Annotated in this window: 23 protein-coding genes; 13 read left to right on the forward strand and 10 right to left on the reverse strand. The window is 71.6% G+C overall.

The features are described 5' to 3' along the window. Window positions 1-57: 57 nt before the first annotated feature. Window positions 58-1,788 (forward strand): N-acyl-D-amino-acid deacylase family protein, encoded by a 1,731-nt coding sequence (locus I2W78_RS22365; protein WP_196462051.1) that lies wholly within the window; start codon window positions 58-60, stop codon window positions 1,786-1,788. Further along, the gene (locus tag I2W78_RS22370; protein WP_196462052.1) at window positions 1,785-3,230 is read left to right on the forward strand and encodes an aldehyde dehydrogenase family protein; all 1,446 of its coding nucleotides are present in this window, start codon (window positions 1,785-1,787) and stop codon (window positions 3,228-3,230) included. The genes I2W78_RS22365 and I2W78_RS22370 overlap by 4 nt, the downstream gene beginning before the upstream one ends. Window positions 3,231-3,263: 33 nt before the next feature. On the opposite strand, the gene I2W78_RS22375 is transcribed toward I2W78_RS22370, so the two are convergent. Next, entirely contained in the window at window positions 3,264-4,667 is a 1,404-nt protein-coding gene (locus I2W78_RS22375; RefSeq protein ID WP_196462053.1) for an alpha/beta hydrolase family protein, read from the reverse strand. Window positions 4,668-4,736: 69 nt separating this feature from the next. Continuing rightward, entirely contained in the window at window positions 4,737-5,147 is a 411-nt protein-coding gene (locus I2W78_RS22380) for a nitroreductase/quinone reductase family protein (protein ID WP_196462054.1), read from the reverse strand. Between the two features lie 79 nt (window positions 5,148-5,226). Between I2W78_RS22380 and I2W78_RS22385 the strand changes: the two genes are divergently transcribed. The 5 genes from I2W78_RS22385 (at window position 5,227) to I2W78_RS22405 (ending at window position 8,978) form a co-directional block, all read left to right on the forward strand. Next, on the forward strand, window positions 5,227-6,042 hold the full coding sequence (locus tag I2W78_RS22385) for an endonuclease/exonuclease/phosphatase family protein (protein ID WP_196462055.1): 816 nt from the start codon (window positions 5,227-5,229) through the stop codon (window positions 6,040-6,042). Between the two features lie 110 nt (window positions 6,043-6,152). After that, window positions 6,153-6,527 (forward strand): hypothetical protein, encoded by a 375-nt coding sequence (locus I2W78_RS22390; protein WP_196462056.1) that lies wholly within the window; start codon window positions 6,153-6,155, stop codon window positions 6,525-6,527. A gap of 48 nt (window positions 6,528-6,575) precedes the next feature. Beyond that, window positions 6,576-8,159, forward strand: coding sequence for a peptidoglycan-binding protein (locus I2W78_RS22395; protein WP_196462057.1), 1,584 nt, complete (start codon window positions 6,576-6,578; stop codon window positions 8,157-8,159). 1 nt (window position 8,160) lies between these two features. Continuing rightward, window positions 8,161-8,595 (forward strand): protease inhibitor I42 family protein, encoded by a 435-nt coding sequence (locus tag I2W78_RS22400; protein WP_196462058.1) that lies wholly within the window; start codon window positions 8,161-8,163, stop codon window positions 8,593-8,595. Between the two features lie 8 nt (window positions 8,596-8,603). After that, window positions 8,604-8,978, forward strand: coding sequence for a hypothetical protein (locus I2W78_RS22405; protein ID WP_196462059.1), 375 nt, complete (start codon window positions 8,604-8,606; stop codon window positions 8,976-8,978). A 6-nt stretch (window positions 8,979-8,984) separates the two neighbouring features. Here I2W78_RS22405 and I2W78_RS22410 read toward each other — a convergent pair whose 3' ends face one another. Next, on the reverse strand, window positions 8,985-10,490 hold the full coding sequence (locus tag I2W78_RS22410; protein ID WP_196462060.1) for a CehA/McbA family metallohydrolase: 1,506 nt from the start codon (window positions 10,488-10,490) through the stop codon (window positions 8,985-8,987). 138 nt (window positions 10,491-10,628) lie between these two features. Here I2W78_RS22410 and I2W78_RS22415 point away from each other — a divergent pair, with 138 nt between their 5' ends. The 3 genes from I2W78_RS22415 (at window position 10,629) to I2W78_RS22425 (ending at window position 14,843) form a co-directional block, all read left to right on the forward strand. Next, a complete protein-coding gene (locus tag I2W78_RS22415) occupies window positions 10,629-11,474 on the forward strand; it encodes an LLM class F420-dependent oxidoreductase (protein ID WP_196462061.1) in 846 nt (281 codons plus the stop codon). Between the two features lie 141 nt (window positions 11,475-11,615). Further along, a complete protein-coding gene (locus I2W78_RS22420; protein WP_196462062.1) occupies window positions 11,616-14,201 on the forward strand; it encodes a bifunctional FO biosynthesis protein CofGH in 2,586 nt (861 codons plus the stop codon). Between the two features lie 69 nt (window positions 14,202-14,270). Further along, on the forward strand, window positions 14,271-14,843 hold the full coding sequence (locus I2W78_RS22425) for a hypothetical protein (protein WP_196462063.1): 573 nt from the start codon (window positions 14,271-14,273) through the stop codon (window positions 14,841-14,843). On the opposite strand, the gene I2W78_RS22430 is transcribed toward I2W78_RS22425, so the two are convergent. Genes I2W78_RS22430 through I2W78_RS22440 form a run of 3 tightly spaced genes read right to left on the reverse strand, consistent with a single transcriptional unit; the run spans window position 14,836 to window position 16,192 of the window. Continuing rightward, on the reverse strand, window positions 14,836-15,360 hold the full coding sequence (locus I2W78_RS22430; protein WP_196462064.1) for a DUF2165 domain-containing protein: 525 nt from the start codon (window positions 15,358-15,360) through the stop codon (window positions 14,836-14,838). The genes I2W78_RS22425 and I2W78_RS22430 overlap by 8 nt on opposite strands. Window positions 15,361-15,380: 20 nt before the next feature. After that, window positions 15,381-15,677 (reverse strand): hypothetical protein, encoded by a 297-nt coding sequence (locus tag I2W78_RS22435; RefSeq protein WP_307783739.1) that lies wholly within the window; start codon window positions 15,675-15,677, stop codon window positions 15,381-15,383. 53 nt (window positions 15,678-15,730) lie between these two features. Continuing rightward, window positions 15,731-16,192 carry a prevent-host-death family protein gene (locus I2W78_RS22440; RefSeq protein ID WP_196462066.1) on the reverse strand — a complete coding sequence of 154 codons (462 nt, stop codon included), beginning with the start codon at window positions 16,190-16,192 and terminating at the stop codon, window positions 15,731-15,733. A gap of 103 nt (window positions 16,193-16,295) precedes the next feature. Between I2W78_RS22440 and I2W78_RS22445 the strand changes: the two genes are divergently transcribed. From I2W78_RS22445 to I2W78_RS22455, 3 genes are all read left to right on the forward strand, one after another. Continuing rightward, the gene (locus I2W78_RS22445; protein WP_196462067.1) at window positions 16,296-17,411 is read left to right on the forward strand and encodes an ADP-ribosylglycohydrolase family protein; all 1,116 of its coding nucleotides are present in this window, start codon (window positions 16,296-16,298) and stop codon (window positions 17,409-17,411) included. A gap of 67 nt (window positions 17,412-17,478) precedes the next feature. Beyond that, window positions 17,479-18,168 carry an RNA polymerase sigma factor gene (locus I2W78_RS22450; RefSeq protein WP_196462068.1) on the forward strand — a complete coding sequence of 230 codons (690 nt, stop codon included), beginning with the start codon at window positions 17,479-17,481 and terminating at the stop codon, window positions 18,166-18,168. After that, complete coding sequence (locus I2W78_RS22455) at window positions 18,149-19,069, forward strand: CU044_5270 family protein (protein ID WP_196462069.1); 921 nt, start codon at window positions 18,149-18,151, stop codon at window positions 19,067-19,069. The genes I2W78_RS22450 and I2W78_RS22455 overlap by 20 nt, the downstream gene beginning before the upstream one ends. A gap of 137 nt (window positions 19,070-19,206) precedes the next feature. Here I2W78_RS22455 and I2W78_RS22460 read toward each other — a convergent pair whose 3' ends face one another. The 4 genes from I2W78_RS22460 to I2W78_RS22475 all read right to left on the reverse strand — a co-directional run bounded on the left by I2W78_RS22460 (window position 19,207) and on the right by I2W78_RS22475 (window position 24,563). Next, complete coding sequence (locus I2W78_RS22460) at window positions 19,207-20,781, reverse strand: sodium:solute symporter family protein (protein WP_196462070.1); 1,575 nt, start codon at window positions 20,779-20,781, stop codon at window positions 19,207-19,209. A gap of 149 nt (window positions 20,782-20,930) precedes the next feature. Beyond that, window positions 20,931-21,719, reverse strand: a complete 789-nt coding sequence (locus I2W78_RS22465) for an SDR family oxidoreductase (protein WP_196462071.1) — start codon at window positions 21,717-21,719, stop codon at window positions 20,931-20,933. Window positions 21,720-21,812: 93 nt separating this feature from the next. Continuing rightward, window positions 21,813-22,670 carry a hypothetical protein gene (locus tag I2W78_RS22470; RefSeq protein ID WP_196462072.1) on the reverse strand — a complete coding sequence of 286 codons (858 nt, stop codon included), beginning with the start codon at window positions 22,668-22,670 and terminating at the stop codon, window positions 21,813-21,815. 69 nt (window positions 22,671-22,739) lie between these two features. Continuing rightward, window positions 22,740-24,563, reverse strand: coding sequence for an MFS transporter (locus I2W78_RS22475; RefSeq protein ID WP_196462073.1), 1,824 nt, complete (start codon window positions 24,561-24,563; stop codon window positions 22,740-22,742). Between the last annotated feature and the right edge of the window lie 135 nt (window positions 24,564-24,698).

The raw sequence follows: 24,698 nt of genomic DNA on the forward strand, positions 1-24,698 counted from the left end.
GCAGTTCCCCGCGCCCCCAGGTAGGCAAGTCCACCGCACCTCAAGGAGGTGAACCCCATGCTCGATCACGTCATCAAAGGCGCGTCCGTCGTCGATGGGACCGGAGCGCCCGCATTCACCGCGGACGTCGGGATACAGGGCGGTCGTGTCGCTGCCGTCGGGAAGATCAGCGAAGCGGCCCGCACGACCGAGGACGCCTCCGGCCTCGTCCTCGCCCCCGGATTCGTCGACCCCCACACCCACTACGACGCCCAGCTCTTCTGGGATCCGTACGCGACCCCCTCCCTCAACCACGGCGTCACGACCGTCGTCGGTGGGAACTGTGGGTTCACGCTCGCGCCGCTTCATCCCGACCGGCCCGAGGACGCCGACTACACGCGTCGGATGATGTCCAGGGTCGAGGGAATGTCGCTGGTCGCGTTGGAGGAGGGGGCGCCCTGGAGCTGGCACGGCTTCGGGGAGTATCTGGACGCGTTGGAGGGGCGGATCGCCGTCAACGCCGGGTTCATGGTGGGGCACTGTGCGCTGCGGCGGTATGTGATGGGGGCGGACGCGGTGGGCGGGCAGCCGTCGGCCGGGCAGCTCGACGCCATGGTGCGGCTGCTGCGCGAGGCCATGGACGCCGGTGCCTGGGGGCTGTCCACCACCCAGTCGTCCACCCACTCCGACGGCGACGGACAGCCCGTCGCCTCGCGGCACGCCGGGCCCGCCGAGCTGCTGGCGCTGTCGCGGGCGGTCGGTGAGCACGAGGGGACGCAGATCGAGGCGATCGTCGCCGGGTGCCTGGACCAGTTCAGCGACGCCGAGATCGAGCTGTTCGTGGAGCTGAGCGCGGCGGCCGGGCGCCCGCTGAACTGGAACGTCCTGACGATCGACGCGGCGGTCCCGCAGCGCGTGCCGAGGCAGCTGCTGGCCAGTGAGCGGGCCCGGAAGGCGGGCGGCCGGGTCGTGGCGCTGACGATGCCGATCCTCACGCCCATGAACATGTCCCTGGGCACCTTCTGCGCGCTCAACCTCATCCCGGGCTGGGGCGAGATCCTGTCCCTGCCCGTGCCCGAGCGGATCCGCAGGCTGAAGGATCCCGCCGTACGGGACGGGATGCTCCGGCGCGCGGCGTCCAAGGAAGCGGGCGTGTTCCGGCGGCTGACGGACTTCGGGCGGTACGTCATCGGCGACACCTACAGCCCGCAGAACGCGGGGCTGGCCGGGAGGGTCGTACGGGAGATCGCGGAGGAGCGCGGCCAGGACCCGTTCGCCTGCCTCGTCGACATCTGCGCGGCCGACGATCTGCGTACGGTCCTGTGGCCCATGCCCACCGACAACGACCCCGCGTCCTGGGCGCTGCGCGCCGAGACCTGGCAGCACGAGGACGTCCTGCTCGGCGGCTCGGACGCGGGCGCGCATCTGGACCGCATGTGCGGGGCGCCGTACACCACCCGCTTCCTCGGGGACTGTCTGCGTGGCCGCAAGCTGGTGGGGCTGGAGCGGGCGGTGAGGATGCTGACCGACGATCCGGCCCGGCTGTTCGGGCTCCGGGAGCGGGGCAGGATCGAGGAGGGCTTCCATGCGGACCTCGTCCTCTTCGACCCGGAACGCATCGACGCCGGTACGGCCACCCTGGTGCACGACCTGCCCGGAGACAGCCCTCGGCTCGACTCCAGGGCGATCGGCGTACGGGCGGTCTGGGTCAACGGCGTCGAGGCGATCCGGGACGACGTGGTGAGCGGGGCGGTGCCGGGGCGGGTGCTTCGCTCGGGCCGGGACACCCGGACGGTGAGCACCCGGTGAACCGGCGGCTGTTCATCGACGGGGAATGGGTCGAGCCGGACGGCGGCCACTACGAGGTGACCGACCCGGCGACCGAGCAGACCGTCGGCTGGGCGCCGGAGGCCTCGCGGGATCAGACGCACGCGGCGTGCGCGGCGGCGCGCGCGGCCTTCGGGGCGTGGTCGCGCACGGCACCTCAGGAACGGGCGGCGGTCCTCGCCCGCGCGGCGGACCTCGTCGCGGGCCGGCTGGAGCCGTACGCGGAGCTGGCCCGGGCCGAGACCGGGGCGACGACGGTCACGGCGCGGCGCATGCAGGTCGGGGTGGCCGCCGCGCGCTTTCGCCGGTACGCGCGCGTCGAGCCCGCCGAGTGGCCGATCGCGCCGCAGATCAACGAGGCCGGACCGATGGGGAAGGCCGGTGTGATGGGCGCGCTGGCCGTGCGGCAGCCGGTCGGGGTCGTCACCTGCGTCACCTCGTACAACAACCCCTGGGCGAACACCGTCGGCAAGGTCGCCCCGGCCCTGGCGATGGGCAACACGGTGGTGGTGAAACCGGCCCCGCAGGACCCGCTGTCGGTGTACCGGATGGCGGAGGCGCTGGAGGAGGCCGGTGCGCCGAGGGGTGTGGTGAACGTCGTCTCCGGCCGGGCGGTGGAGGTCGGCGAGGCGGCCGTGGCGTCGAACGACGTCGACATGGTCAGCTTCACCGGCTCCACGGCCGTCGGGCAGCGCATCGCCGAGGTGTGCGGGCGGGCCATGAAACGCCGGCTGATGGAGCTGGGCGGCAAGGGCGCGGCCCTCGTCTTCGACGACGCCGACCTCACCTCGGCGGTCGCCGGCATCGGCACGACGTTCTCCTTCTACAGCGGCCAGATCTGCACGGCACCGACCCGGGTGCTGGCGCAGCGGGGCGTGTACGACCGGCTGGTTGAGCAACTCGCCGCTTATGCAAGCCGGTTGAAGGTCGGTGATCCGCGGGAGCGGGACACCGTCGTCGGGCCGGTGATCTCGGCGGAACACCGGGACCGTGTGGAGTCGTACGTCGAACTCGGCCGCAAGGAGGGCGCGGTCGTCGTGACTGGCGGTGAACGGCCGCCCCTGGACCGCGGCTTCTACGTCGCGCCGACCCTCCTCGCCGACTGCACGAACGACATGCGCGTGGCCCGCGAGGAGATCTTCGGACCGGTGGTCGTCGTCATCCCCTTCGACGAGGAGGACGAGGGAGTGGCGCTGGCCAATGACAGCGACTACGGCCTCATCGACTACGTCTGGTCCGCCGACGTGGCCCGCGCCTTCCGCGTCGCCCGCCGCCTACGGGCCGGCGGCGTCGGCATCAACACCGTCGGCCGCAACATGGAGGCCCCGTTCGGCGGCTTCAAGAAGAGCGGCGTGGGCAGGGACGTCGGCTCCTACGCCCTGCACGCGTACAGCGAGGTGCAGGCGATCGTGTGGCCGGGGTGAGGTGTCCGGCCACAGCGGCGGTGGCCGGTCGGGTCAGCGACCGGACAGTGTCTCGTCCAGCCAGTCGAAGACGACCTCGCAGTGCTGTTGCGGGGCCATGGGGGAGCAGTGCAGCTGCGCGCCGGTGGCCGCGGTGAGCTTCACGTAGTCCTTGGGGGAGGTCAGCCTGTCGAACATCTGGCGTGCCTGACCGGGGTAGAACTGTTCGTCCTCGTAGTCGAGGACCAGCGCGGGCATCTTGATACGGCGCACGACGTTCGTGATGTCCAGCGCCTGGATGCGCCTGGCGGGCGTGTAGAAGTCGGTGAACATCCTGCCCTTGCGCGCGTCGAGCATCGCCGGCACGGAGAACGGCTCGAAGCGCTTCTTCAGCGTCGCGGCGTCGGCGGGGGACAACTCGGGAACGACCTCCTTGTTCCAGATGTTGTTGGTCTCCGCCTTGTTCGGGGTGAGGATCTCCCGGATCTCCGCAGGGAAGCCCAGCCAGGGCGTCAGACAGCCGGGCATCGCCACCACGGCGGCGAGCCGGTCCTCGAAGGCCGCTGCCCGGGGCGCCAGATCGCCCGCCATGCTCAGCCCGGTGAGGGCGATCCTGTCGGTGTCCACGTCCGGCCGGGCGACGAGCCAGTCGACGAGCGGGCCGACGACCTTCTCCCAGGTCGGTGTGAAGACCACCTGGTCGACGAAGAGCAGCTGCCCCTGGCCCGGCCCGTCGTACACGAGGGCGTTCCAGCCGCGGTCCAGGGCGGCCGGGACGCCGTAGGTCCACATGTCGACGTTCTGCCCGTCGCTGCCGTTGGTGAGGATCACGGTGGGGCGGCGCCGCTCGGACTCGTCGGGCCGGAAGAACCACACGGGCAGCGGCGTCTTCCCGTACGGGACGTTGGTCTTCACCGGCGCCGGTTCGCACAGGTCGCAGAACTTGTCCCAGGCGCCGCGTCCGGCCTTGTACAGCTGCTCCTCGCTGCCCGGGTCGTCGGAGCCCAGGACGAAGAACAGGGCCTGTCCGTAGTACTGCGCGGCCCGCAGCGCACGCCACCGCGTGGTCTGGTCGTCGGGCCTGCTGCCCTCGGGCGCCGCCATCAGCCGGTCGCCGAGCTTTCGGAAGGTCTGCACGTACGACTGCGCGGACAGGCCGGCCTTGTTGATCGCGTTGACGGCGGTGAGCACCTCGCCCACCTCACCGGCGCCGGAGCCGGCACTGCCGAGCGCCAACAGCACGCTGAAGTTGAAGTCCGGGTTCTTGAACAGCGTCATCACCCCGGGCGTGGGGTCGCCCGCCGGGGTGGCGCCTGTCCCCGCGGGGCTTGGCGCGGGTGCGCTCGCGCCCGTCGCGGTGCACCCGGCGGCCAGTACGGCACCGGCGGCACCGGCGAGCCCGGCGAGCGTGCTGCGACGGGTGGGCGTGGGCGCACCGGCACCGGAGACATCCTTCATATGACGTGAAGGTACGAACCCGTTGACCGGGGCCCGGTGTGCCACGCACCGGCTTCCCCCGAACGGCCGTCAGGCGCGGGCGTCACCGTCCGCCAGATCCACCCGCACCGTCAGCAGATTCATCCCGATCGCCCGCACCGCCGTGCTGTTCATGCGGGGCAGGCTGCGCAGGCGGGCGACCGGGTCGTCGTCCGGCAGGAGGTGAGCCGTCCCCTCGTACCAGCGGCCTCCGAGCCGTACCCGCACCTTCGGGTCGGCGTGGATGTTGCGGACGTACTGGGAGCGGTCGCCGAACTCCGAGACCAGCCAGAAGGAGTCGCCGACGCGGCGGCCGCCGACCGGGGTGCGGCGGGGGAGGCCGGAGACACGGCCCGTGGTCTCCAGGAGGGTCTGGAGGGGCATCCGGCGCACGACGGGGTTGAGGAGGCGGCGCTGGACGGTCGTGGTGATGCGGAATCTGAGGTCGTTGTCGCGGCTCATGGGCGTGGCGTCTCCTGTGTCGTAACGGGGTGGTTGTTGATTCAATGCCCTCGGACGCGGCGTGACGAGGACGGTGGGCATGCGGGTCGTGACCTGGAACCTGTGGTGGCGGTTCGGGCCCTGGGCGGAGCGGCAGAAGGCGATCCTCGGCGCGCTGCGCGAGTTGCGCCCCGATGTGGTGGGTCTGCAGGAGGTGTGGGACGCCGGCGGGGAGAACCTCGCCGAGTGGCTGGCCGGCGAACTGGACCTGCACTGGACCTGGGCCCCCTCGCACGTTCCCGAGCGCTGGCAGCACCGCATAGGCGATCCCACCGTCGGCATCGGCAACGCCGTCCTCAGTCGTTGGCCCATCACCGAACAGGCCGTCCTCCCGCTCCCGGCGCCCACGGACGTCAACGACGGCCGCCTCGCCCTCTACACCCGCCTGGCAACACCTTCGTACACGGTGCCCTTCTTCACCACCCACCTCACCTCGCAGCTGCACGCGTCGGCCACCCGCTGCCGTCAGGTCACCGCGCTGGCCGAGTTCGTCGCCGAACACCGGGGCGGCACGGCGTTCCCGGCGATCGTCACGGGCGACTTCAACGCCTGGCCCGACTCCGACGAGATCCGCCTCTTCGGCGGCTACCGCACCGCCCCGGCGGTCCCCCGCCAGGTCCTTCTCGACGCCTGGGAGTACGCCGAGCCGGGCGCCCCGTCCCACACCTGGGACCCGGCGAACCCGTACGTCGCCGCCGGCCGCCTGCCCGGGGCCCGCATCGACTACATCCATGTCGGCCCGCCCGGCCCGGACGGCCTCGGCCATGTCCGGGCGGTCCGGCGGGCGGGCGACGGCCCGGTGGACGGCGTCTGGCCCTCCGACCACGCGGCCGTCGTCGCCGACCTGGCCCTTTAGGCGCGTGTGCGAGCAGTGTGCGAGGTGTGTGGTCCGCCAATGGAGGGCTGTCGGCGGCGTGTTAGCCTCCCGCGGTCGGTATCGACGCAAGATCGACGGGGGAAGAGTCGTTGGCCTCTACGGACGGCTACCAGATAAAGAAGTCCGGCATGTCCGGCCAGGCCAAGGAACTCGACGGCGCCGGCGACGACATGGGCAAGGTCCGGGTGGCCGTCGCGCCCACCACGTGCTACGTCTCGGACGTGCTGGGCGGCACCGACGCCGCGACGGCCGTCAACGCGTTCATCGCCGCCTGGGCCGCGGAGGCCCGCACCCTGGAGTCGGCGCTGCACGAACTCGCCGACAAGGTGCACCTCGCCAAGGGCGCCTACACCGGCAGTGACGGACTGGTCGCGACCGGAGTGGACGGCATCGCCGTCAGCGAGAGCCGGGTGAGCACCATGCCGGTGTACGCCGAGCGCCCCTCGGTCCTGTCGAGCTACTGAGCACCGGGCGAGGACAGGGCAGGACAACAGGACGGGCGGAACAAGGCGATGACGGGTTTTCTGCGACCCGCGGACTCCCCGGCGGGCCGGCGCGCCTGGCTGGCCGGACTGTGCGAGTCGATCCCCAAGGCCGACAGCAAGAACGAGCTGCTGGACCTGATCGACAGCGCGCTCTCCGTGGACCCGCCCCAGGGCGACCCGGGGACGCTGGAGTCGCTGAGCAGGCGCTACCGCGACCGGGTCGACGACGTCGGCGCGGTGCACGACCGCGTGGAGCGGGTGGCCCGCAAGGGACTGCCCGAGGTGTGGGTCGGCGACACCAGCGTGCTGGCCTCCGAGGTGGTGTCCGCGGCCAACCGTGCCGTCCTCCAGATGGGCGAGGCCTTCCACGGCGGCGCCACGGTGCTGCTCAGGCTCGCCGACGCGCTCGCGGACGCGCAGCGGCAGGACACCGAGGGCCGCGGGAAGATGCGGCAGGCCAAGAGCACGCTCGGCGGCCGGGACGGCTTCTTCGACGACCTGCACGAGGACGACGACGAGGAGTTCGACCGGCTCACCGCGCGCTTCTACGCCTCCGACGGCGTCGACCTGATGCACAAGGCCGCCGTCGCCGCCGAGGACGCCGTCCGCGCCGCCGTCCGCGACCTGAACAAGTGGGCGGCCGAGGCCCGCGCCGGGAAGATGGACACCGGCGAACTGACCGCCGTCGACAAGCTGATGCTCGCCGACACCGGCGCCGCGGGCACCCCCACCGAGCTGAACGAGATCCTCACCGCCGACGACCTGGCCCGCGCCGGGCAGCGCATGGACCGGCTGAACCGCGCCGACGAGGCGGCCATGGAACGCATGCTGGCGCAGTCGGGCAGCCCGCAGGAACGGGCCTACCTGATGAAGGCCCTGGCCGCGGGCCACAGCGTCGGGGAGATCGCGGAGTTCCAGGGCAAGATCGCGGGCAAGGACCCCGAGTGGCTGCGCCGGCACCTGACGCCGGTGGTCACGGCCGAGGACAGCATGGACGACGAGGGCCTCGCCCAGGACGGCTCGAACAACAACAAGGACTCCGTCCTGTTCCACAACCAGCTGTGGGTCCAGGGCGGCGACGGCTCCGAGGGCACCTGCGTGGCCTCCTCCACCGTCAACGCCCGCGCCATGCTGGACCCGATCTACGCCCTCGACCTCACCGGCGGCCCCAGCGGTCAGGAGGACGACCCGGAGGCGTTCCGGCAGCGCCTGGTCGCCGAACAGCACCGGCTGCACACCGAGGGCGAAGGCGGCGACAACTGGACCGGCATGGGCCAGGAGGGCCAGGAACGCATCGCCGACTCCACCCTCGGCAGCGCCACCGGCGACGACTACCGGCGCCACGACCTCGACAGCGCCAACGACCGCAGGGCGATCCTCGACGATGTCGAGAAGGCGGTCGCCGAGGGCAAGCCGGTCCCGGTCGACGTCTCCGGCGACGAGGGCGCCCACGCGATGATGATCATCGGCCAGGAGGGCGACCGGCTCCAGATCTACAACCCCTGGGGCACGACCACATGGGTCAGCGAGGACGACTTCATCAACGGCAACATGGGCAAGGCTTCAAACAGTGAACTCAACAACGCGTACCAGGTCTACGTCCCCCAGTAGGGTGGCCGCCGCGTTCGGCGCCGCAGCGCTGCTGGTACTGACGGCGGGGTGCGGATCGGGCGACGAACAGCCCACCAGCCACCCCACGCAGGACACCACCATCGAGGCGGCGGTCGGCGAACGCTTCACCCTCACGGTGAACGAGAACGCCTCGACGCGCTCCCACTGGTACCTCGTGGATCCCAAGCCGGACAGCGCGGTCGTGCGGGCGCAGGGCCGGGAGACCGGGTCCGGGGGTGAGGAGATGCCCGGCGCCGACAGCGAACTGACCTTCACCTTCGAGGCGACCGGCAAGGGCAGCACCGAGATCGTGCTGATGCACTGCACGTTCACCAGCACCTGCGACAAGGGCGACGGCACCCCCGCTCCGACCCCGACGGGCGGCGCCGCACCGACCGAGCCGGAGCGGGTCACGTACCGGGTCACGGTGGAGTGAGACCCGCGATGCACCACACCGAGGACGAACTGGCCGGTCTCGACATCGGCGCCCTCCTCCGCTACGGCCTCACCGCCGCCCCCGGCCCGCTGCGCACGTCCCTGTTCGGCGACGGCGCGGTGGGCGCGGCGGTCCTCCTCGACCGGCTGGGCACCGAGCCGCGCTCGGTGGCGTTCCTGGCGGACACGGTCCGCGCGGGCGGCGTGCGGCAGGCGGCGCAGCTCCCGGAGCCGCTGCCCCGCCCCGAGGCTGCGGCGCTCGTCCGCGACTGGCTGGAGTCGGCCGCGTCCCTGGCCCCGGGCCCGGACACCGACGACACGTCCGCCCGCTGGCTGCGCGCGGTGGCGTCGATCATGGAGTTGCGGCAGCGGACCCGGCGCTGAGCGGACTCACGCCCGCCCCAGGAAGATCGGGTTCGTGAACGCGGCCAACGCCCCCGGCAACGGCCCCAGCGCCGCCTCGTGCCGCAACTCGGCCCGTACGTACGCCGCGTACGACGGCGTCGTACGCCACTCCACCACCCCCGAACCGGCCACCGGCAACGGCGCGCTCGTATGCAGCACACCCTGGTCGGTGACGAACCGCACGACACAGCGCGGGGCCCCGCTCACCTCCAGCCGCACGGTCACCGGCGTCTCCCGGTCGACCCTCAACCGCTCGCCGATACCGGCGTGTTCACCGCGGCCGCCGGACGCCGTGAAGGACAGCGACACGTTCTGAGACTCGGCGACGTACGACCGCCCGGCGCGGATGCCCTCCTGGACGGCCTCCCGGGTCAGGTCGTCGGCGAGGACGACGGTCTGCGGGCGGCCGACGACGTCCGGGTCCCGGTGGGCGTCGCTGCTGCCCATCGCCGGGACCCAGCCCCGCCCCTCCTCGCGCACGGACGCGACCAGCATGCTGTCCCAGTCGGCCAGCGCCATCTCGTCGTCGGGCGTCCAGGGGCCGTTCCACACCTCGATGGCGTCCGCCTCGTCGAAGCCGAACTTCCAGTTGCAGCCGATGCAGGTGGCGTGCGGGTGGGCCGGCACGACCAGGCCGCCGGCCTCGCGGATCTGGCGGGCGAACCGGCCGTAGCGGTTGTCGCGGGCCCGGTAGCGCCAGTCGACGAAGGTGCCGGGGTCGGTGCCGAGCGCGACCACGTGACCGTTGCGGGTGGTGACCTCCTCGCCCAGCATCACCAGCAGGTCGTCGCCCGCCACGTCCGCCCAGTGGGCGTGCGCGGAGTGCGTGTTGTGCTCCGAGCTGTTGATGAAGTCCAGTCCTGCCGCCCGCGCCAGCGCCCCGATCTCGGCGGGAGTGCGGCGGCCGTCGGAGTACCAGGAGTGCAGATGGCAGTCGCCCCGGTACCAGTCCCGGCCCCGGCCCTTCGCCCGGTCCGGCGGGTACACCGGCCGGGCGGCGGCACCGGGTTCGCCGTACGTCAGCGTGATCGTGATCTCGTACGCCAGCCCCTGCGGCGCCACCGTGTACGGGCCCAGCGCGATGTGCCAGGTGCCCCGCCGCACCGGACCCGGGATGTAGCCGGGGGTCGCCTCGTCGGCGCGGACGAAGAACTCCGTGCGCGCCCCGCCCGACCAGCCCCTGAAGCCCCGGCCGCCCAGCTCGGTGCCGCGCTCGTCGAAGATGCCGATGTCGAGGGCGTTGCCCGCGGTGCCGGAGGGGACGGACGGGCGGTCGTAGGTGTAGGCGACCTTGAGCTCCCGTACGCCGGAGGGGATGTCCACCGGTACGTACACGAAGTCGGGTGAACCGGGCGGGAGTGTGCCCCGTACGGTCTTCGTCTGCTGCTGGCCGGCGGCCGACGCGAAGCTCACACCCGTGAGCGTAAGCGCGGTGGCGGCACCCGTCACGAACAGCGTGCGTCTTCCGATCCCTGCCTCGTCGTCACACATGCCGACCAGGATGGGCGCACGGCGTGAACTCCGGAACACCTCGAGAAGACACCTTGGGCGCCTTGGGCACCTTGGGTCAGGGCCTTATCCCGACCGGTCGGTATGGACAGATGGGCGATCCCCCGGTAGAGATGGGGCATGCGCATCGCCGTCACCATCTTCCTCACGGACGAGACCATCACCCCGACCCGGCTCGCCCGTGAGCTGGAGCAGCGGGGCTTCGCCGGGCTGTACCTGCCCGAGCACACCCACATCCCCACCGAGCGGACCACCCCGTACCCGGCGGGCGGCGACCTGCCCCCCGAGTACGGCCGCACCCTCGACCCCTTCGTCGCCCTCGGCCAGGCCGCCGCGGTCACCGAACGCCTCGGGCTCGGCACCGGCATCACGCTGGTCGCCCAGCACGACCCGATCGACCTGGCCAAGCAGATCGCGACCCTCGACCACCTCTCCGGCGGCCGCTTCACCCTCGGCCTCGGCTTCGGCTGGAACGTGGAGGAGGCCGCCGACCACGCAGTGCAGTGGCGGACGCGACGGGAACTGGTCCGGGACCGGATGGCGTTGATGCGCGCGTTGTGGTCGGAGGAACCGACCGGGTACGAGGGCGAGTTCGGCAGCGTGCGGGCGAGCTTCGCGTACCCCAAGCCCGTGCAGAAGCCGCGCGGCCCGGTCGTGGGGCCCCGCACGCTCATCGGCGGCGCGGCGGGCCCGAAGCTGTTCTCGCACATCAGCGAGTACGCCGACGGCTGGCTGCCGATCGGCGGGCGGGGCCTGTCCGAGTCGCTCCCGGTGCTGCGGGCCGCCTGGACCGACGCCGGCCGCGACCCGTCCGCACTCCAGGTCGTCCCGTACGCCGTCCACCCCACCCCGGGCAAGCTCGCGCACTACGCGGAGCTGGGCATCGAGGAGGTTGTCGTGCAACTGCCGCCGGCTGGGGAGGCAGAGGTCCTGCGGGTGTTGGACGGGTATGCCGAGTACTTGTAATCGAGCGGACGGGCAGCCAACCCAGGGGCGCGGGGAACTGCGCGACCAGCCACATCGAGCCCGCACTCGGCAATGCACCGTAGCCCCCAGGACCAACCCCGGCCCCCAGAACCCCGCGAAGCCCAACCGTATCCTCGAAGGATGACGACTTCCGCGACCTCCGGAACCGGCCCCACCGAGAACTCCCTGCGTCGCGCCCTCAAACGCGCCCGTGACGGCGTCGCCCTCGACGTCACCGAGGCGGCCGTACTGCTCCAGGCCCGCGGCGAGGCCCTCGACGACCTCGCCGCGTCCGCCGCCCGAGTGCGGGACGCGGGCCTGGAGGCGGCCGGTCGCCCCGGCGTCATCACGTACTCGAAGAGCGTCTTCATCCCCCTGACCCGGCTGTGCCGGGACAAGTGCCATTACTGCACCTTCGTCACCGTCCCCGGCAAGCTGCGCCGCGCCGGGCACGGCATGTTCATGTCCCCGGACGAGGTCCTCGACATCGCCCGCAAGGGCGCGGCCCTCGGCTGCAAGGAAGCCCTCATCACCCTCGGCGACAAGCCCGAGGACCGCTGGCCCGAGGCGCGCGAGTGGCTCGACGCGCACGGCTACGACGACACCATCGCCTACGTCCGCGCCATCTCCATCCGCATCCTGGAGGAGACGGGCCTGCTGCCCCACCTCAACCCCGGCGTCATGACGTGGACGGACTTCCAGCGCCTGAAGCCCGTCGCGCCGAGCATGGGCATGATGCTGGAGACGACGGCCGAGCGCCTCTGGTCGGAGCCGGGCGGCCCGCACTACGGCTCCCCGGACAAGGAACCCGCCGTACGGCTGCGGGTGCTGGAGGACGCGGGCCGGTCCTCGGTCCCCTTCACCTCCGGGCTCCTCATCGGCATCGGCGAGACCTACGAGGAGCGCGCCGAGTCCCTCTTCGCGCTGCGCCGCGTCTCCCGGGCGTACCACGGCATCCAGGAACTGATCATCCAGAACTTCCGCGCCAAGCCGGACACGGCGATGCGCGGCATGCCGGACGCCGAACTGGACGAGTTGGTCGCGACGGTGGCGGTGGCCCGGCACATCATGGGCCCGACGGCCTGTCTGCAGGCCCCGCCGAACCTGGTCGACGCGGAGTACGAGCGGCTGATCGGCGCCGGCATCGACGACTGGGGCGGCGTCTCCCCGCTGACCATCGACCACGTGAACCCGGAACGCCCCTGGCCGCAGATCGAGGAACTGGCGGCGAAGTCCGCGGCCGCCGGTTTCGAACTGCGGGAACGTCTCTGCGTGTACCCGGAGTTCGTCCGCCGCGGCGAACCCTGGCTGGACCCGCGCCTGCGCCCGCACGTGGCGGCCCTCGCCGACCCGGAGACGGGCCTGGCGCGTTCCGAGGCGCTGCCCCAGGGCCTGCCCTGGCAGGAACCGGACGAGGCGTTCGTGTCGTCCGGCCGTACGGACCTGCACGCCACGATCGACACCGAGGGCCGTACGTCGGACCGCCGCGACGACTTCGACGAGGTCTACGGCGACTGGGGCGCCCTGCGCGAGGCCGCTGCCCCCGGCATGGCCCCGGAGCGCATCGACACGGACGTGCGCGCGGCGTTGGCGACGGCGGCCGACGACCCGACGCGCCTGACGGACGAGGAGGCGCTGGCGCTGCTGCACGCGGACGGCCCGGCGCTGGACGCGCTGTGTTCCGTGGCCGACGACGTCCGCAAGTCGGTGGTCGGCGACGACGTGACGTACATCGTCACCCGCAACATCAACTTCACCAACGTCTGTTACACCGGCTGCCGCTTCTGCGCCTTCGCGCAGCGCCGCACGGACGCCGACGCGTACACGCTGTCGCTGGACCAGGTGGCGGACCGCGCCCAACAGGCGTGGGACGTGGGCGCGGTGGAGGTCTGCATGCAGGGCGGCATCCACCCCGACCTGCCCGGGACGGCGTACTTCGACATCGCGAAGGCGGTGAAGGACCGGGTCCCCGGCATGCATGTGCACGCCTTCTCGCCGATGGAGGTCGTCAACGGCGCGACCCGCACCGGCATGTCGATCCGCGAGTGGCTGACGGCGGCGAAGGAGGCGGGTCTGGACTCCATCCCCGGTACGGCGGCGGAGATCCTTGACGACGAGGTCCGCTGGATCCTGACGAAGGGCAAACTGCCCACGGCCACCTGGATCGAGGTCGTCACGACCGCCCACGAGTTGGGCATCCGCTCCTCGTCCACGATGATGTACGGCCACGTGGACCAGCCCCGCCACTGGCTCGGTCACCTGCGCACGCTGGCCGGCATCCAGCAGCGGACCGGCGGCTTCACCGAGTTCGTGACGCTCCCGTTCATCCACACCAATGCCCCGGTGTACCTGGCGGGCATCGCCCGCCCCGGCCCCTCCACGAGGGACAACAGGGCGGTGACGGCCATGGCCCGCCTGCTGCTGCACCCGTGGATCCCCAACATCCAGACGAGCTGGGTCAAGTTGGGCGCGGAAGGCGCGGCGGAAATGCTCCGCTCCGGCGCGAACGACCTGGGCGGCACGCTGATGGAGGAGACGATCTCCCGCATGGCGGGCTCGTCATACGGCTCGTACAAGTCGGTCCGCGACCTGGTGGCGGTGGCGGAGGCGGCGGGCCGCCCGTCCCGCCCCCGCACCACGCTCTACGGCGAGGTCCCGCAGGAGCGGCAGAAGGCGGCAGCGGCGTCGGACGGGCACCTGCCGGAGCTGCTGCCGGTACTGGACTGAGGGAAGGGCGTTCAGGCGCGCACAGTACGATGATCCGACCCTCGATGTCGGGGGTCGGAGACTGAGGAGATGCGTGCCGTGCCTGCCCGACTGCTTCCGTCGTGGGCCTGGGTGTCCGGCCTGACCGTGGGGGCGATCGCGGCGGTCGCCGTGCTGGCCGTGCAGGCCGAGCAGGGGCCGCGCCCCACGGCCACGGCGACCAGGCCCAGCCCCTCGGCGTCCGCGAGCGCCAAGCCCACGCCGAGCACGCCGGCGCCGGCGGTCGTACCCGACGGCTCGGGGACCGGGCGGCGGATCGTCTACTCGCTGGGCGAGCGGAGGGTGTGGCTGGTCGACGCGAGCGACAGCCCCCGCCGTACGTTCACGGTGTGGCCCGGCACGGTCGACCCCGACCCCGGCAGGTACACGGTCGGCACCCGCACCGAGTCCACCACCGGCTCCGACGGCGTGCAGATCGAGCACGTCGTCTACTTCGCCGCCAAGTCCGGCGTCAGCATCGCCTTCTCCGCCGCCGTGGACGGCTCCTCGCCCCCGCCGGCCGCGTCCGGTACACAGACCGGCGGTGTCCGCATGAAGACGGCCGACGGGTCCGCGTTGTGGGCGTTCGGCACGGCGGGGACGACGGTGACGGTCGTCAAGTAGTGGACTCGGCCTGCCCGGTGGGCAACTGGTTCACCAGCAGCACGACGCCGCTGACCAGGAACACCCGGGTCGCCGCGTCCAGCCCGTTCCAGTCCTCCGACTGCCACATCGCGAACCACTCACCCCCGATCCCGATGAACCCGGCGCCGAACAGCAGCATCACCATCAGCAGCCCGTACGTCGATATCCGCCGCGCCAGCGCGTAGGGTCCGCGCGCCCAGAACCACGTACCGGCGATCAGGACGAGCGCGGCGACCGTCTCCCACACGATGATCGCGACATACGCCGCGTCCTGCAGCGCGGTGTCCGTGACGGCCCGCCACATCAGGTCGTCGTCCTTGAACGTGGTGTCCATCGCCAGGACGTGCCGGACGAAGTCCTGGTTGGTGCCGAAGTCGGTGATGTTCCCGAAGGCGACGAGGGCGATGTAGAGGGCCACGGTTCCGGTGAGGACGGTGGCGGCGACGGGGAGGGTGCGTCTGGTGGTGCCTGAGGTGGTTGTGGACATGCCTGTCATCTTCCACCGTGCCGACAGAGCTACTCGGTGTCCTTGGGGTGGCGGGTGGACGCGTACACGAGATGGACCGTGCGGCGCGCCTCGTCGACGAGGTAACGCACGCGACCGCCTGCCGTCACTTCGTACTCCCACTGGGGGTACTCCTGACCGCCGAGGCTTCCCATCGCCAACCGACCGCGCAGTCGGTGCTGACGGTCAGGATCTGCTCGGGACAGGGGGGCGCTGCGCAGTGCCTCGAAGCAGCGTCGAGTGTTCCCGGGCGCCTCGGCGCCCAACTCCCCCCATCCCTTCGCCGCCTCATTCGTCGCGAATCGCACGCGCCATTCCTCGCCTACCGGCGGTGGGGCGACGTCGTCGCCGCGTTTCGGGCTCACGGTGCGGTCACCTCGCCGTGGTCTTCGTCCGGCAGTCGACGGGTGAGCTGTGCGGTGAGCTGGGGGTTGGCGAGGACACGGGCTGTCGCGCGCCATTCGACGACAACTCGGTGCAGGTTGGCGTGGACGTCCAGCTGGGCCGCGTCGTGCGTGGCGTCGATGAGCTCGGCCACGAACTGCTTCAGCTCCTCCACCGACAGATGGCGGACCCACGGAAAGACGGAGGGGAGGGCGTGCAGTATCGCCCGCTCGCCGGCATCACTGCGGACGAGGGCCGCGAGGAGGCGGGCCGTGATATCCGCTGTCTCCTCGCGCTGCTGGTCATGGCGAGCCGTCGTGAGATAGAGATCCTCGCCGTCCCGACGCGTGATGTGCACGCGCTGAGCCCGGTCGAGCGTTTCGGCGACGCGCTTCGAATTCTTCGAGAGCTCGGAGAAGGCAACCGTCGGAGTGGACATGGACCGACGGTACTTCGGAATATATTCCGAAGTCAATCGACCGTTCCCCGTCGAATACAGTGCTGAGCTGTCGTACGTACGGACGGTGCCCTGGGGAGGTCTGGTGGATGCGACAGTGGGCGCCGTCTGGGGGCGTGCCGAGCAGCAGGACTTCCGTAGCCGGGTGCGCGGAACGTTGCTCGGTGCCGCCGTCGGGGACGCGCTGGGCGCGCCCGTCGACGGGCTGGACATGGACGGCATCCGGGCGGCGCACGGCCCGGAGGGCGTCGTCGACCTCGCCCCGGCGTACGGCAGACGCGGTGCCGTCACCCACCTCACCCAGCTCACCCTCTTCTCCGTCGACGGGCTGATCCGCGCCCAGGTCCGCCGCGACACCGGCGCCTGGCACCCGCCGACCGATCTGCACCGGGCGTATCTGCGGTGGGCCGCGACCCAGCGCGACTGGGGGCCCGACGAGCGGCGCAAGGACGACGGGTGGCTGGCCCGGGAGGAGTGGCTCTACGCCCGCCGGGATCCCGCCCGCGCCCTGCTGGCCGGGCTCGGCGACGAGATCATGGGCACCCTGGAGGCGCCGAAGAATCCGGGCGAGACGGGCCCCGAGGCCGCCGCCCGTTCCGCGCCCTTCGGGCTGCTCGTCGGCTGGGAGCCGCAACTGGTCGTCCAGCTCGCCGTGGAGTGCGCCGCCCAGACCCACGGCCACCCCGCCGCCCACCTCGCGGCGGGCGCGTACGCCGTGATCGTGCACACGCTGGCCCGCGGGGAGAGCCTCGACGGGGCCGTGCAGCGGGCCCTCGCGCTGCTCGCCCCGCGGCCCGGGCACCAGCCGGTGTCCGACGCCCTGCAGCACGCCCTCGGCGCGGTACGGCAGGGCATCCCGACGCCGGACCGGGTCGCCGACCTGGCCGGCGACGGCACCGCCGACCGCGTCGTCTCCGCCGCCGTCTACTGCGCCCTGGTCGGCGAGGACGTACGGCACGGCCTGCGCCTCGCCGTCAACCACGACGGGCCCTCCGCCGCCACCGCCGCCCTCACCGGCGGCCTCCTCGGCGCCCTGCACGGTGAGACCGCCCTGCCACCGGCCTGGCTCGCCGAGCTGGAGGGCCGCCCCACGATCCTCGAGCTGGCCGACGACTTCGCCATGGAGATGACCCAGGGCCCGGCCCTGCACAGCCCGGCCGCCGCCTCCTCGGCGTGGCTGGCCCGGTATCCCCGGGTGTGAGCCCCCTGCCCCATCCTCTGTGACCGACTTCACAGAGACCCCGCCCGTCGAACGGACAGAGCGGACTGTGGACCTTTCCCTACGCGCCCGGATCCGCGCCGGCGACCCCGATGCCTTCGCCGAGCTGTTCGCCGCGCACGCGCAAGCCCTCTACGGTCACGCCGCCCGGCTGACCGGCGACCGTGGCGTCGCGGAGGACGTCGTCTCGCTGACGTTCCTGGAGGCCTGGCGGCTGCGGGAGCGGCTCAGACCCGAGCCCCCGGACCCCGCCGAGGACGGTGACGGACTGCGGCCCTGGCTGTACGGCATCGTCACCAACGTCCTGCGCAACACCCGCCGCGCCGCCCGCCGCCACAGCGCCGCCCTCGCCCGGCTCCCGGGCCGCCGCGCGGACCACGAGACGGTGCCGGACTTCGCCGACGAGCTGGTCGGCCGTATGGAAGACGCCGAACGGCTGGCGGCCGCCCGCACCGCGCTTGGCCAACTGCGCCGCGCCGAGCGCGAGGTGTTCGCGCTGTGCGTCTGGTCGGGGCTGAGCTACGCGGCCGCCGCCGACGCCCTCGGCGTCCCCGTCAGCACCGTACGGTCCCGCCTCGCCCGCGCCCGGCAGCGGCTGCGACGGCTGGCCGAGGCGGAGTTGAGGAACCGCTCGGGACCAACCCCGGGACGCACTCCCGCCGCCGGACAGGAACCGGGTGGCCGCAGCGAGCGGCCCGGTCGAACCAGGAGAAGTGCCGATGAACCCCGCAGAGCGTGAAGAACTGGCCCGGCTGCTGCCGAGCCCGGGTGAACCGGTCCTGCCGAGCGACCGTCAGACCCTGCTGAAGGACCATCTGATGCGCGAGTTCACCAAGGAAGCCGACCCGCGGCCCATCCCCCCGCCCCGCCCGCGCCCGCTGCGCCGCGTGGCGCTGGTCGCCGTCCCCCTGGCCACCGCGGCCGTCGTCGTCGCCATCTCCCTCGGCACCGCCGGGACAGGCGCACCCGCCGAGCCCGACCAGGAGGCCGTCGCCCTGCTCGACCGCATCGCCACGGCCGCCGGCGCCAAGGAGACCGTGCCCGTCCGCGACGACCAGTTCGTCTACACCCGCGTCCAGGGCACCGACTTGTGGGAGGACGGCAAGGATTGGGAGTACGAGCGCACGGACTGGCAGGCGATCAAGGGCGGGCGCACTGGGCTGGCCAGAACAGTGGTCCTCGACCCGCCGGCCGGCGGCGGGCCGTTCCGCGACGGCAAGTCCACTCAGGACATGACGATGTACCCGGGCTCCGGGCCCTCCGACTACCGGAGGCTGGAAGCCCTGCCCACGGACCCGCAGAAGATGTACGAGAAGATCTGGGCCGACACCGAGGGGCAGGGCCCGACCCACGAGGAGGCGGCGATGGAGGCGATCGACACCCTGCTGGACCGGGCCGTCCTCATCCCCGACGTCAGCGCGGCCCTCTACCGCGCGGCGGCGAAGATCCCCGGCGTCTCGGTGGTCCCGGAGGCGACCGACGCCGCCGGGCGGCACGGCATCGGACTCACCTTCCAGGACAGCGACGACCGTGACACCTGGGTCTTCGACAGGACGACCCTGGACTACCTCGGCACGGACGAGACGGCCCTGCTGGAGATCGGCATCGTCGACCGGATCGGCCAGCAGCCCGCCGGCTGAGCCCCGCTCAGCCCGAACGGACCTGTTCAGCCCGAACGGACCTGTTCAGCCCGAACGGACCTGTTCAGCCCGAACGGACCTGTTCAGCCCGAAGGGCGGCCGCCCCACACGGGATCGGCCGCCCATCCGTTCCGGGGCTATTCCTTGCTCGGCGCCGCCCCCACGACACCGTCCGTCGCCCCGTCCGCCGGAGCCGGTACGGCCGCCGCCGCCCCGTCCCCGTCGGTGTTGAGCCGCTCGATGATCGCCAGCCGCTCCGGCGTGTCCTCCGGCTTCACATAGCCGATGAGGACGTACAGGATCAGCGACACCGCCAGCGGGATCGACACCTGGTACTGGAGCGGCACACCGCCCTCGACGCTCCAGTTGATGGGGTAGTTGACCAGCCAGAAGGCGAGCAGTCCAGCCGCCCAGCTGGTGAGCGCCGCCGTCGGCCCCGAGCGGCGGAACGGCCGCAGCAGGCCCAGCATCATCGGGATGGCGATCGGTCCCATCAGCCCGGCCACCCACTTGATGACCACGGTGATGATGTCCTTGAACGTCGGCGAGTTCACCTGCGTCGCCACCGCCATGGACAGCGCGAGGAACACGACGGTCGTCAGCCGCGCGGAGATCAGCCCGGACCGCTCCGACCAGGAACGCGCCTTCGCCGACAGCACCGGCGCCACGTCCCGGGTGAACACGGCGGCGATCGCGTTCGCGTCCGAGGAGCACATGGCCATGGTGTGCGAGAAGAACCCGACGATCACCAGGCCCAGCAGGCCGTGCGGCAGGAGCTGTTCGGTCATCAGGGCGTAGGAGTCGGAGCCGTCCGGCTTCTGTGAGTCCACCAGCAGCGGCGACATCCACATGGGGAAGAACAGCACCAGCGGCCAGACCAGCCACAGGATCGCCGACAGCCGCGCCGACCGCTCGGCCTCCTTGGCGTTCGGGGTCGCCATGTAGCGCTGGGCCTGGTTGAGCATGCCGCCGTTGTACTCGAACAGCTTGATGAACAGGAACGCCAGCAGGAACACCGTGCCGTACGGCCCCACCAGCGGCTTCTCGTGGCCGTCCAGCTCGGGTCGGTCCCAGACGCCGAAGATGCCGCCGTAGTCGCCGAGTTCGACGAGCACCGCGAAGAACATCGCCAGCCCGGCGAGCAACTGGATGATGAACTGGCCGAGTTCGGTCAGCGCGTCCGCCCACAGACCGCCGATCGTGCAGTAGATGCCGGTGACGACGCCGGTGATGAGGATGCCCTGGTTCAGGCTGACGCCCGTGAAGACCGACAGCAGCGTCGCGATGGCGGCCCACTTGGCGCCCACGTCCACGATCTTCAGCAGCATCCCGGACCAGGCCAGCGCCTGCTGCGTCTTCAGGTCGTAACGGTTCTTCAGGTACTCCAGCGGGGAGGCCACATGGAGCCGGGAGCGCAGCCGGTTGATCCGCGGCGCGAACAGCTTCGACCCGATGGCGATGCCCAGCGCGATGGGGAAGGACCAGGTGACGAAGGAGGTGACCCCGTAGGTGTAGGCGATCCCGGCGTACCCGGTGAACATCACCGCGCTGTAGCCCGACATGTGGTGCGAGATGCCGGACAGCCACCACGGCATCTTGCCGCCGGCGGTGAAGAAGTCGCTGACGTTGTCGACGCGCTTGTGCGACCACACGCCGATCGCGACCATCACGCCGAAGTAGCCGATGAGCACGGCCCAGTCGAGACTGTTCATGTGCCAACCTTCCGGGGTCCGCCTTGTGAACGGCCCGCTCATCGTGAGTGCGGCGACGCGGGCACGACAAGCAAGAGGAAGGTCAAGAGCAGGCAAAAAAGTTCGGCACGATGACCTGCGTTCATCTACATGAACGTAGGCAGGTGGGCTCAGCGCATCAACTCCCCCGCATTGACCAGCAGCGACTGCCCCGTGATGGCCCGCGCCCGGTCCGACGCCAGGAACACCACCGCGTCCGCCACATCCCCGTCCGTGGCCAGCTCCGGCAACGCCATCCGGTCGGTCAGCCGCCCCCGCACCTCCTCCTCCGGCACCCCCTCGGTGTGCGCGGTGAACCGTACGTACGCCTGCACCGGCGGCCCCCACATCCACCCCGGCAGCACGGTGTTCACCCGGATCCGGTACGGCCCCAACTCCCGTGCCAGCGAGTACATCGCGCTGGTCAGCGCCCCCTTCGACGCCGCGTACGCCGCCTGCCGCACCTGCGACGGAGCCGCCACCGCCGACTGCGTCCCGATGAACACCACCGACCCGCCGCCGCCCTCCTTCAAGCCCGGCAGACACGCCCGCGTCATCCGCAGCGACCCCAGCAGGTTCACGTCGATCACCGACCGCCAGGTGTCGAAGTCGGCGTCCTCCAGCCCGCCGAAGTAGCTGTCCCAGGCGGCGACGTGGACCACCGCGTCGATCCCGCCGAACCGCTCCCGCGCCAGCCCGGCCAGCGCCGCGCACTGCCCCTCGTCGGTGATGTCCGTCGCCCGGTACGCCGTGTGCGCCCCGTCCGGATCGACCGCGGCCGCGCTCTTCGCCAGCCGCTCCTCTGTACGCGCCCCCAGTACGGCCTTCCCGCCGTCCCGTACGACAGACGCCGCGACCTGGTGCCCCAGCCCGGCCCCGACCCCCGACACGACGACGGTCTTCCCCTCCAGCAGTGACATCGCGGACTCCCGCCTCCGGACTGGTTCTGACGGATCGTCAGGGTAGGGGCGAGGTGGGGAAAGGGGAACGGCATGGACACCCACAGCGAGGGTTTACCGCAGGTCGTCCACGTAGCGGTCCGTCCCGGGGACGGTGGGGATGAAGGGTGCGACGAATATGACGTCGCCGAGTCCCGAGGCGGCGACCGCCGTGTCCAGGTCCGTGAAGTGGTTCCGCCAGGCGTCGCGGGGGTCGTGCTGGAGGAACCACAGCAGCGTCAGTCGGGTCCCGACCCCCTCGACCTGCTTGACGTAGGTCATCCGGTCCAGGGGCAGGGGCGTCGGCGCGAAGACGGTCACGATGGCAGCGGGGGAGCCCGCCAGCCGTTTCGGAAGGTGGTCGTCGCGCAGCCAGGCGAGCAGTTCCTCGCGCCGGCCGGGGGAGCCGGCGTCGATCACCTGGACGACGAGCCCGGCGTAGGGGTGATCGAGGGCGTGGATGTCACGGGGGCCGTGGTCGCCGTCGCGGTAGACGGTCGCGGTGTGGTCCTGGAAGGCGGTGAAGATGTGGGTACGGTCCTGGAAGACGCGGTGGTCGCGGTTGAGGCGCTTGTTGATGCCGACGGTCCACCGCATGTGGTCGGCGTAGCGGCCCGCGGTGATCCAGTAGACGGACAGGTAGCATCCCGCCGTGACCGGCTGCGCGACGGTGGACTTCTCCGGGTAGCGCAGGAGTTGCAGGTCGCGTGGGGCCACCCAGCGGCGTCCTGCGTACATCCAGGGCATGGCCATCGCGCCGGCGATGTAGTGGTCGTCTTCGTACCAGCGATTGTACTGGCGCTCCCGGCCGGGGTGCGGCTCGACCATGGTGATCAGGGCGTGCCCGAGGTCGGCTCCGTAGGGGCCGACGGCGGCCAGTTCGGCGTACAGGTGGCTGCGGGTTTCATCGGTGTGTGCCGCGTCGTCTGTCATGCGTCCGGTGTAGCTGACATCACGTCAGATGGGGAGGGCGATTCCGTTCGACTTCGCCGGCTCCGCTGATCACTTGAGCTCCTCCGGGCACGGCGTCCCCCGAGGCCACTCGTAGGGCGACGCCAGCCGGTACGTTCCCGCGCGCGGCGCCAGCAGGACCGTCCACTTGTCGCCCTCCGCGTCCTCCTCGGTCTCCATCAGGCAGCCGTTGAGGTTGTGGTACGTCTTCGGCGTGCCCTCGGGACGGTCCTTGGAGGCCTCCGTCTCCTGCGGCGCCTCGACGCCCTTGCCCTCGGCGTCGACCAGTTTCAGCCACGGCGAGTACGGCACACGGATCAGCACCCGGCCCGGCTGCTTCACCCGGAGGGTCATCTCACCCTGCTCCGCCCGCTCCACGACGGCCGGCGGATCGGCGAGCGGGGCCGGGTCGGTCACCCGGAACAGCTGCCAGTTCGCGTCCCCCCAGATCTGCGTCAGATACGGCAGCCCGCGCTGCACCAGCTGCCGCTCCCGCTCGCCGCCGTCCCCGTCCGGCTCGTCCTTGGGCAGCACGACGTAGTGCACCGCCCAGCGCTTGAGCCACTCGTGGTAGTTGGCCGAGTTGAGGGTGTCGTCGTAGAAGAGCGGGTTGCGCTCCATGTCGGCCTGGCGGTTCCAGCCACGGGCGAGGTTCACGTACGGGGCGAGCGCCGAGGCCTCGCGGTGGGAGCGGGCCGGGACCACCTCGACACGGCCCTTCCCGGCGCCGACCTCCTGCAGTTCGTTGACCAGCGGGGCCAGCTCACGCGCCCAGGACGCCCTCGGCGTCGTATGGACGACGTCGTCGACCGACTTGTAGCCGATCCAGGCGACGAACCCGACGAAGGCCACCACGATCGCGTACCACTTGAGCGAGCGCGGCGCCGCGAACGGCAGCGCGGCCATCAGCGCCACCCCCGCGAACAGCATCGACAGCCGCGTGATGTTCGACCCGATCTGCGAGCTGATCAGCCACACCAGCAGCACGGACAGGCCGTACACGGCGGAGGTGATGCGCACGGTCTTCCAGTCGTGCGGGACCAGGAGGAAGACGAGGGCCGAGTAGGCCAGGGGGAGGGCCGCCGAACCGAAGGACATCGGCTGGGTGCCGGAGAACGGGAACGCCCACGCCGACACCGCCACCACGGCGGTGGGCGCGAGCCCCAGCGCCCACGCGCCCGGCCGCCGCTTCTGCAGGAACAGCGCGACCGCCACCAGACCCACGAACAACCCGGCGACCGGGGAGGACATGGTGGCGAGCGCGGCGAGGGGAGCGGCACACAGGGCCTTCGCCCAGCGCCGGTAACGCCAGCGGTACGGCCAGCAGAACACCACCGCGACCGCGGCCAGCGCGAACAGCGTGCCGAGCCCGAACGTCACCCGCCCCGACGCCGCGTTGCACAGCAGCCCGAACACCCCGGCGAACCCCGGCCACAGCGGCTGCCGCACCGCCCGGCTGCGCATCAGGATCAGCGTCAGCAGTCCCGCGGAGAGCGTCCCCGCGATCATCATCGTCGTCCGCACACCGAGCAGCGACATCAGATACGGCGACACCACGCTGTACGACACCGGGTGCATGCCGCCGTACCAGGCGAGGTTGTACGCCGAGTCGGGGTGCCGGCCGACGAACTCGGCCCAGGCGTCCTGCGCCGCCAGGTCCCCGCCACTGTTCGCGAAGGTGAAGAACCAGATGAGGTGGAGGACTCCGGCGACGGCGGTGGTGAGGAAAACGGGATGGCGGGCGAGCCGCTTCAGCCGCTCACGTACCGTCACCCCGGGCGTTCCGTGGGGCGGCCCGGCGGGCACGCGTATTCGCGGGCCGGCCCCCGGGCCCGGACCGGTGTCGTCGGTGCGTGTCGGCTCCGCAGTGGCCACCTGTAGGCGCTCCCCGTGTCCCGTCTGCTGTTCTCGGCCGCACACCCCGTTTCCCGGCTGTTTTCGGCCACGTGGCGAGGCGTTCCCGCGCCCGTCCCGTACGCGGGTGTCCTGTCCCGTTTCGTGACGCTAGCA

The sequence above is a fragment of the Streptomyces spinoverrucosus genome, assembly GCF_015712165.1.
Lineage (GTDB): Bacteria > Actinomycetota > Actinomycetes > Streptomycetales > Streptomycetaceae > Streptomyces > Streptomyces spinoverrucosus_A.

What these genes read in the sequence shown, in the direction of transcription:
- I2W78_RS22365 (WP_196462051.1), top strand. Translation starts at nt 58, where the DNA reads ATGCTCGATCACGTCATCAAAGGCGCGTCCGTCGTCGATGGGACCGGA.
- I2W78_RS22375 (WP_196462053.1), bottom strand. Translation starts at nt 4,667, where the DNA reads ATGAAGGATGTCTCCGGTGCCGGTGCGCCCACGCCCACCCGTCGCAGC.
- I2W78_RS22380 (WP_196462054.1), bottom strand. Translation starts at nt 5,147, where the DNA reads ATGAGCCGCGACAACGACCTCAGATTCCGCATCACCACGACCGTCCAG.
- I2W78_RS22385 (WP_196462055.1), top strand. Translation starts at nt 5,227, where the DNA reads ATGCGGGTCGTGACCTGGAACCTGTGGTGGCGGTTCGGGCCCTGGGCG.
- I2W78_RS22395 (WP_196462057.1), top strand. Translation starts at nt 6,576, where the DNA reads ATGACGGGTTTTCTGCGACCCGCGGACTCCCCGGCGGGCCGGCGCGCC.
- I2W78_RS22405 (WP_196462059.1), top strand. Translation starts at nt 8,604, where the DNA reads ATGCACCACACCGAGGACGAACTGGCCGGTCTCGACATCGGCGCCCTC.
- I2W78_RS22410 (WP_196462060.1), bottom strand. Translation starts at nt 10,490, where the DNA reads ATGTGTGACGACGAGGCAGGGATCGGAAGACGCACGCTGTTCGTGACG.
- I2W78_RS22415 (WP_196462061.1), top strand. Translation starts at nt 10,629, where the DNA reads ATGCGCATCGCCGTCACCATCTTCCTCACGGACGAGACCATCACCCCG.
- I2W78_RS22420 (WP_196462062.1), top strand. Translation starts at nt 11,616, where the DNA reads ATGACGACTTCCGCGACCTCCGGAACCGGCCCCACCGAGAACTCCCTG.
- I2W78_RS22425 (WP_196462063.1), top strand. Translation starts at nt 14,271, where the DNA reads ATGCGTGCCGTGCCTGCCCGACTGCTTCCGTCGTGGGCCTGGGTGTCC.
- I2W78_RS22430 (WP_196462064.1), bottom strand. Translation starts at nt 15,360, where the DNA reads ATGACAGGCATGTCCACAACCACCTCAGGCACCACCAGACGCACCCTC.
- I2W78_RS22440 (WP_196462066.1), bottom strand. Translation starts at nt 16,192, where the DNA reads ATGTCCACTCCGACGGTTGCCTTCTCCGAGCTCTCGAAGAATTCGAAG.
- I2W78_RS22455 (WP_196462069.1), top strand. Translation starts at nt 18,149, where the DNA reads ATGAACCCCGCAGAGCGTGAAGAACTGGCCCGGCTGCTGCCGAGCCCG.
- I2W78_RS22460 (WP_196462070.1), bottom strand. Translation starts at nt 20,781, where the DNA reads ATGAACAGTCTCGACTGGGCCGTGCTCATCGGCTACTTCGGCGTGATG.
- I2W78_RS22465 (WP_196462071.1), bottom strand. Translation starts at nt 21,719, where the DNA reads ATGTCACTGCTGGAGGGGAAGACCGTCGTCGTGTCGGGGGTCGGGGCC.
- I2W78_RS22470 (WP_196462072.1), bottom strand. Translation starts at nt 22,670, where the DNA reads ATGACAGACGACGCGGCACACACCGATGAAACCCGCAGCCACCTGTAC.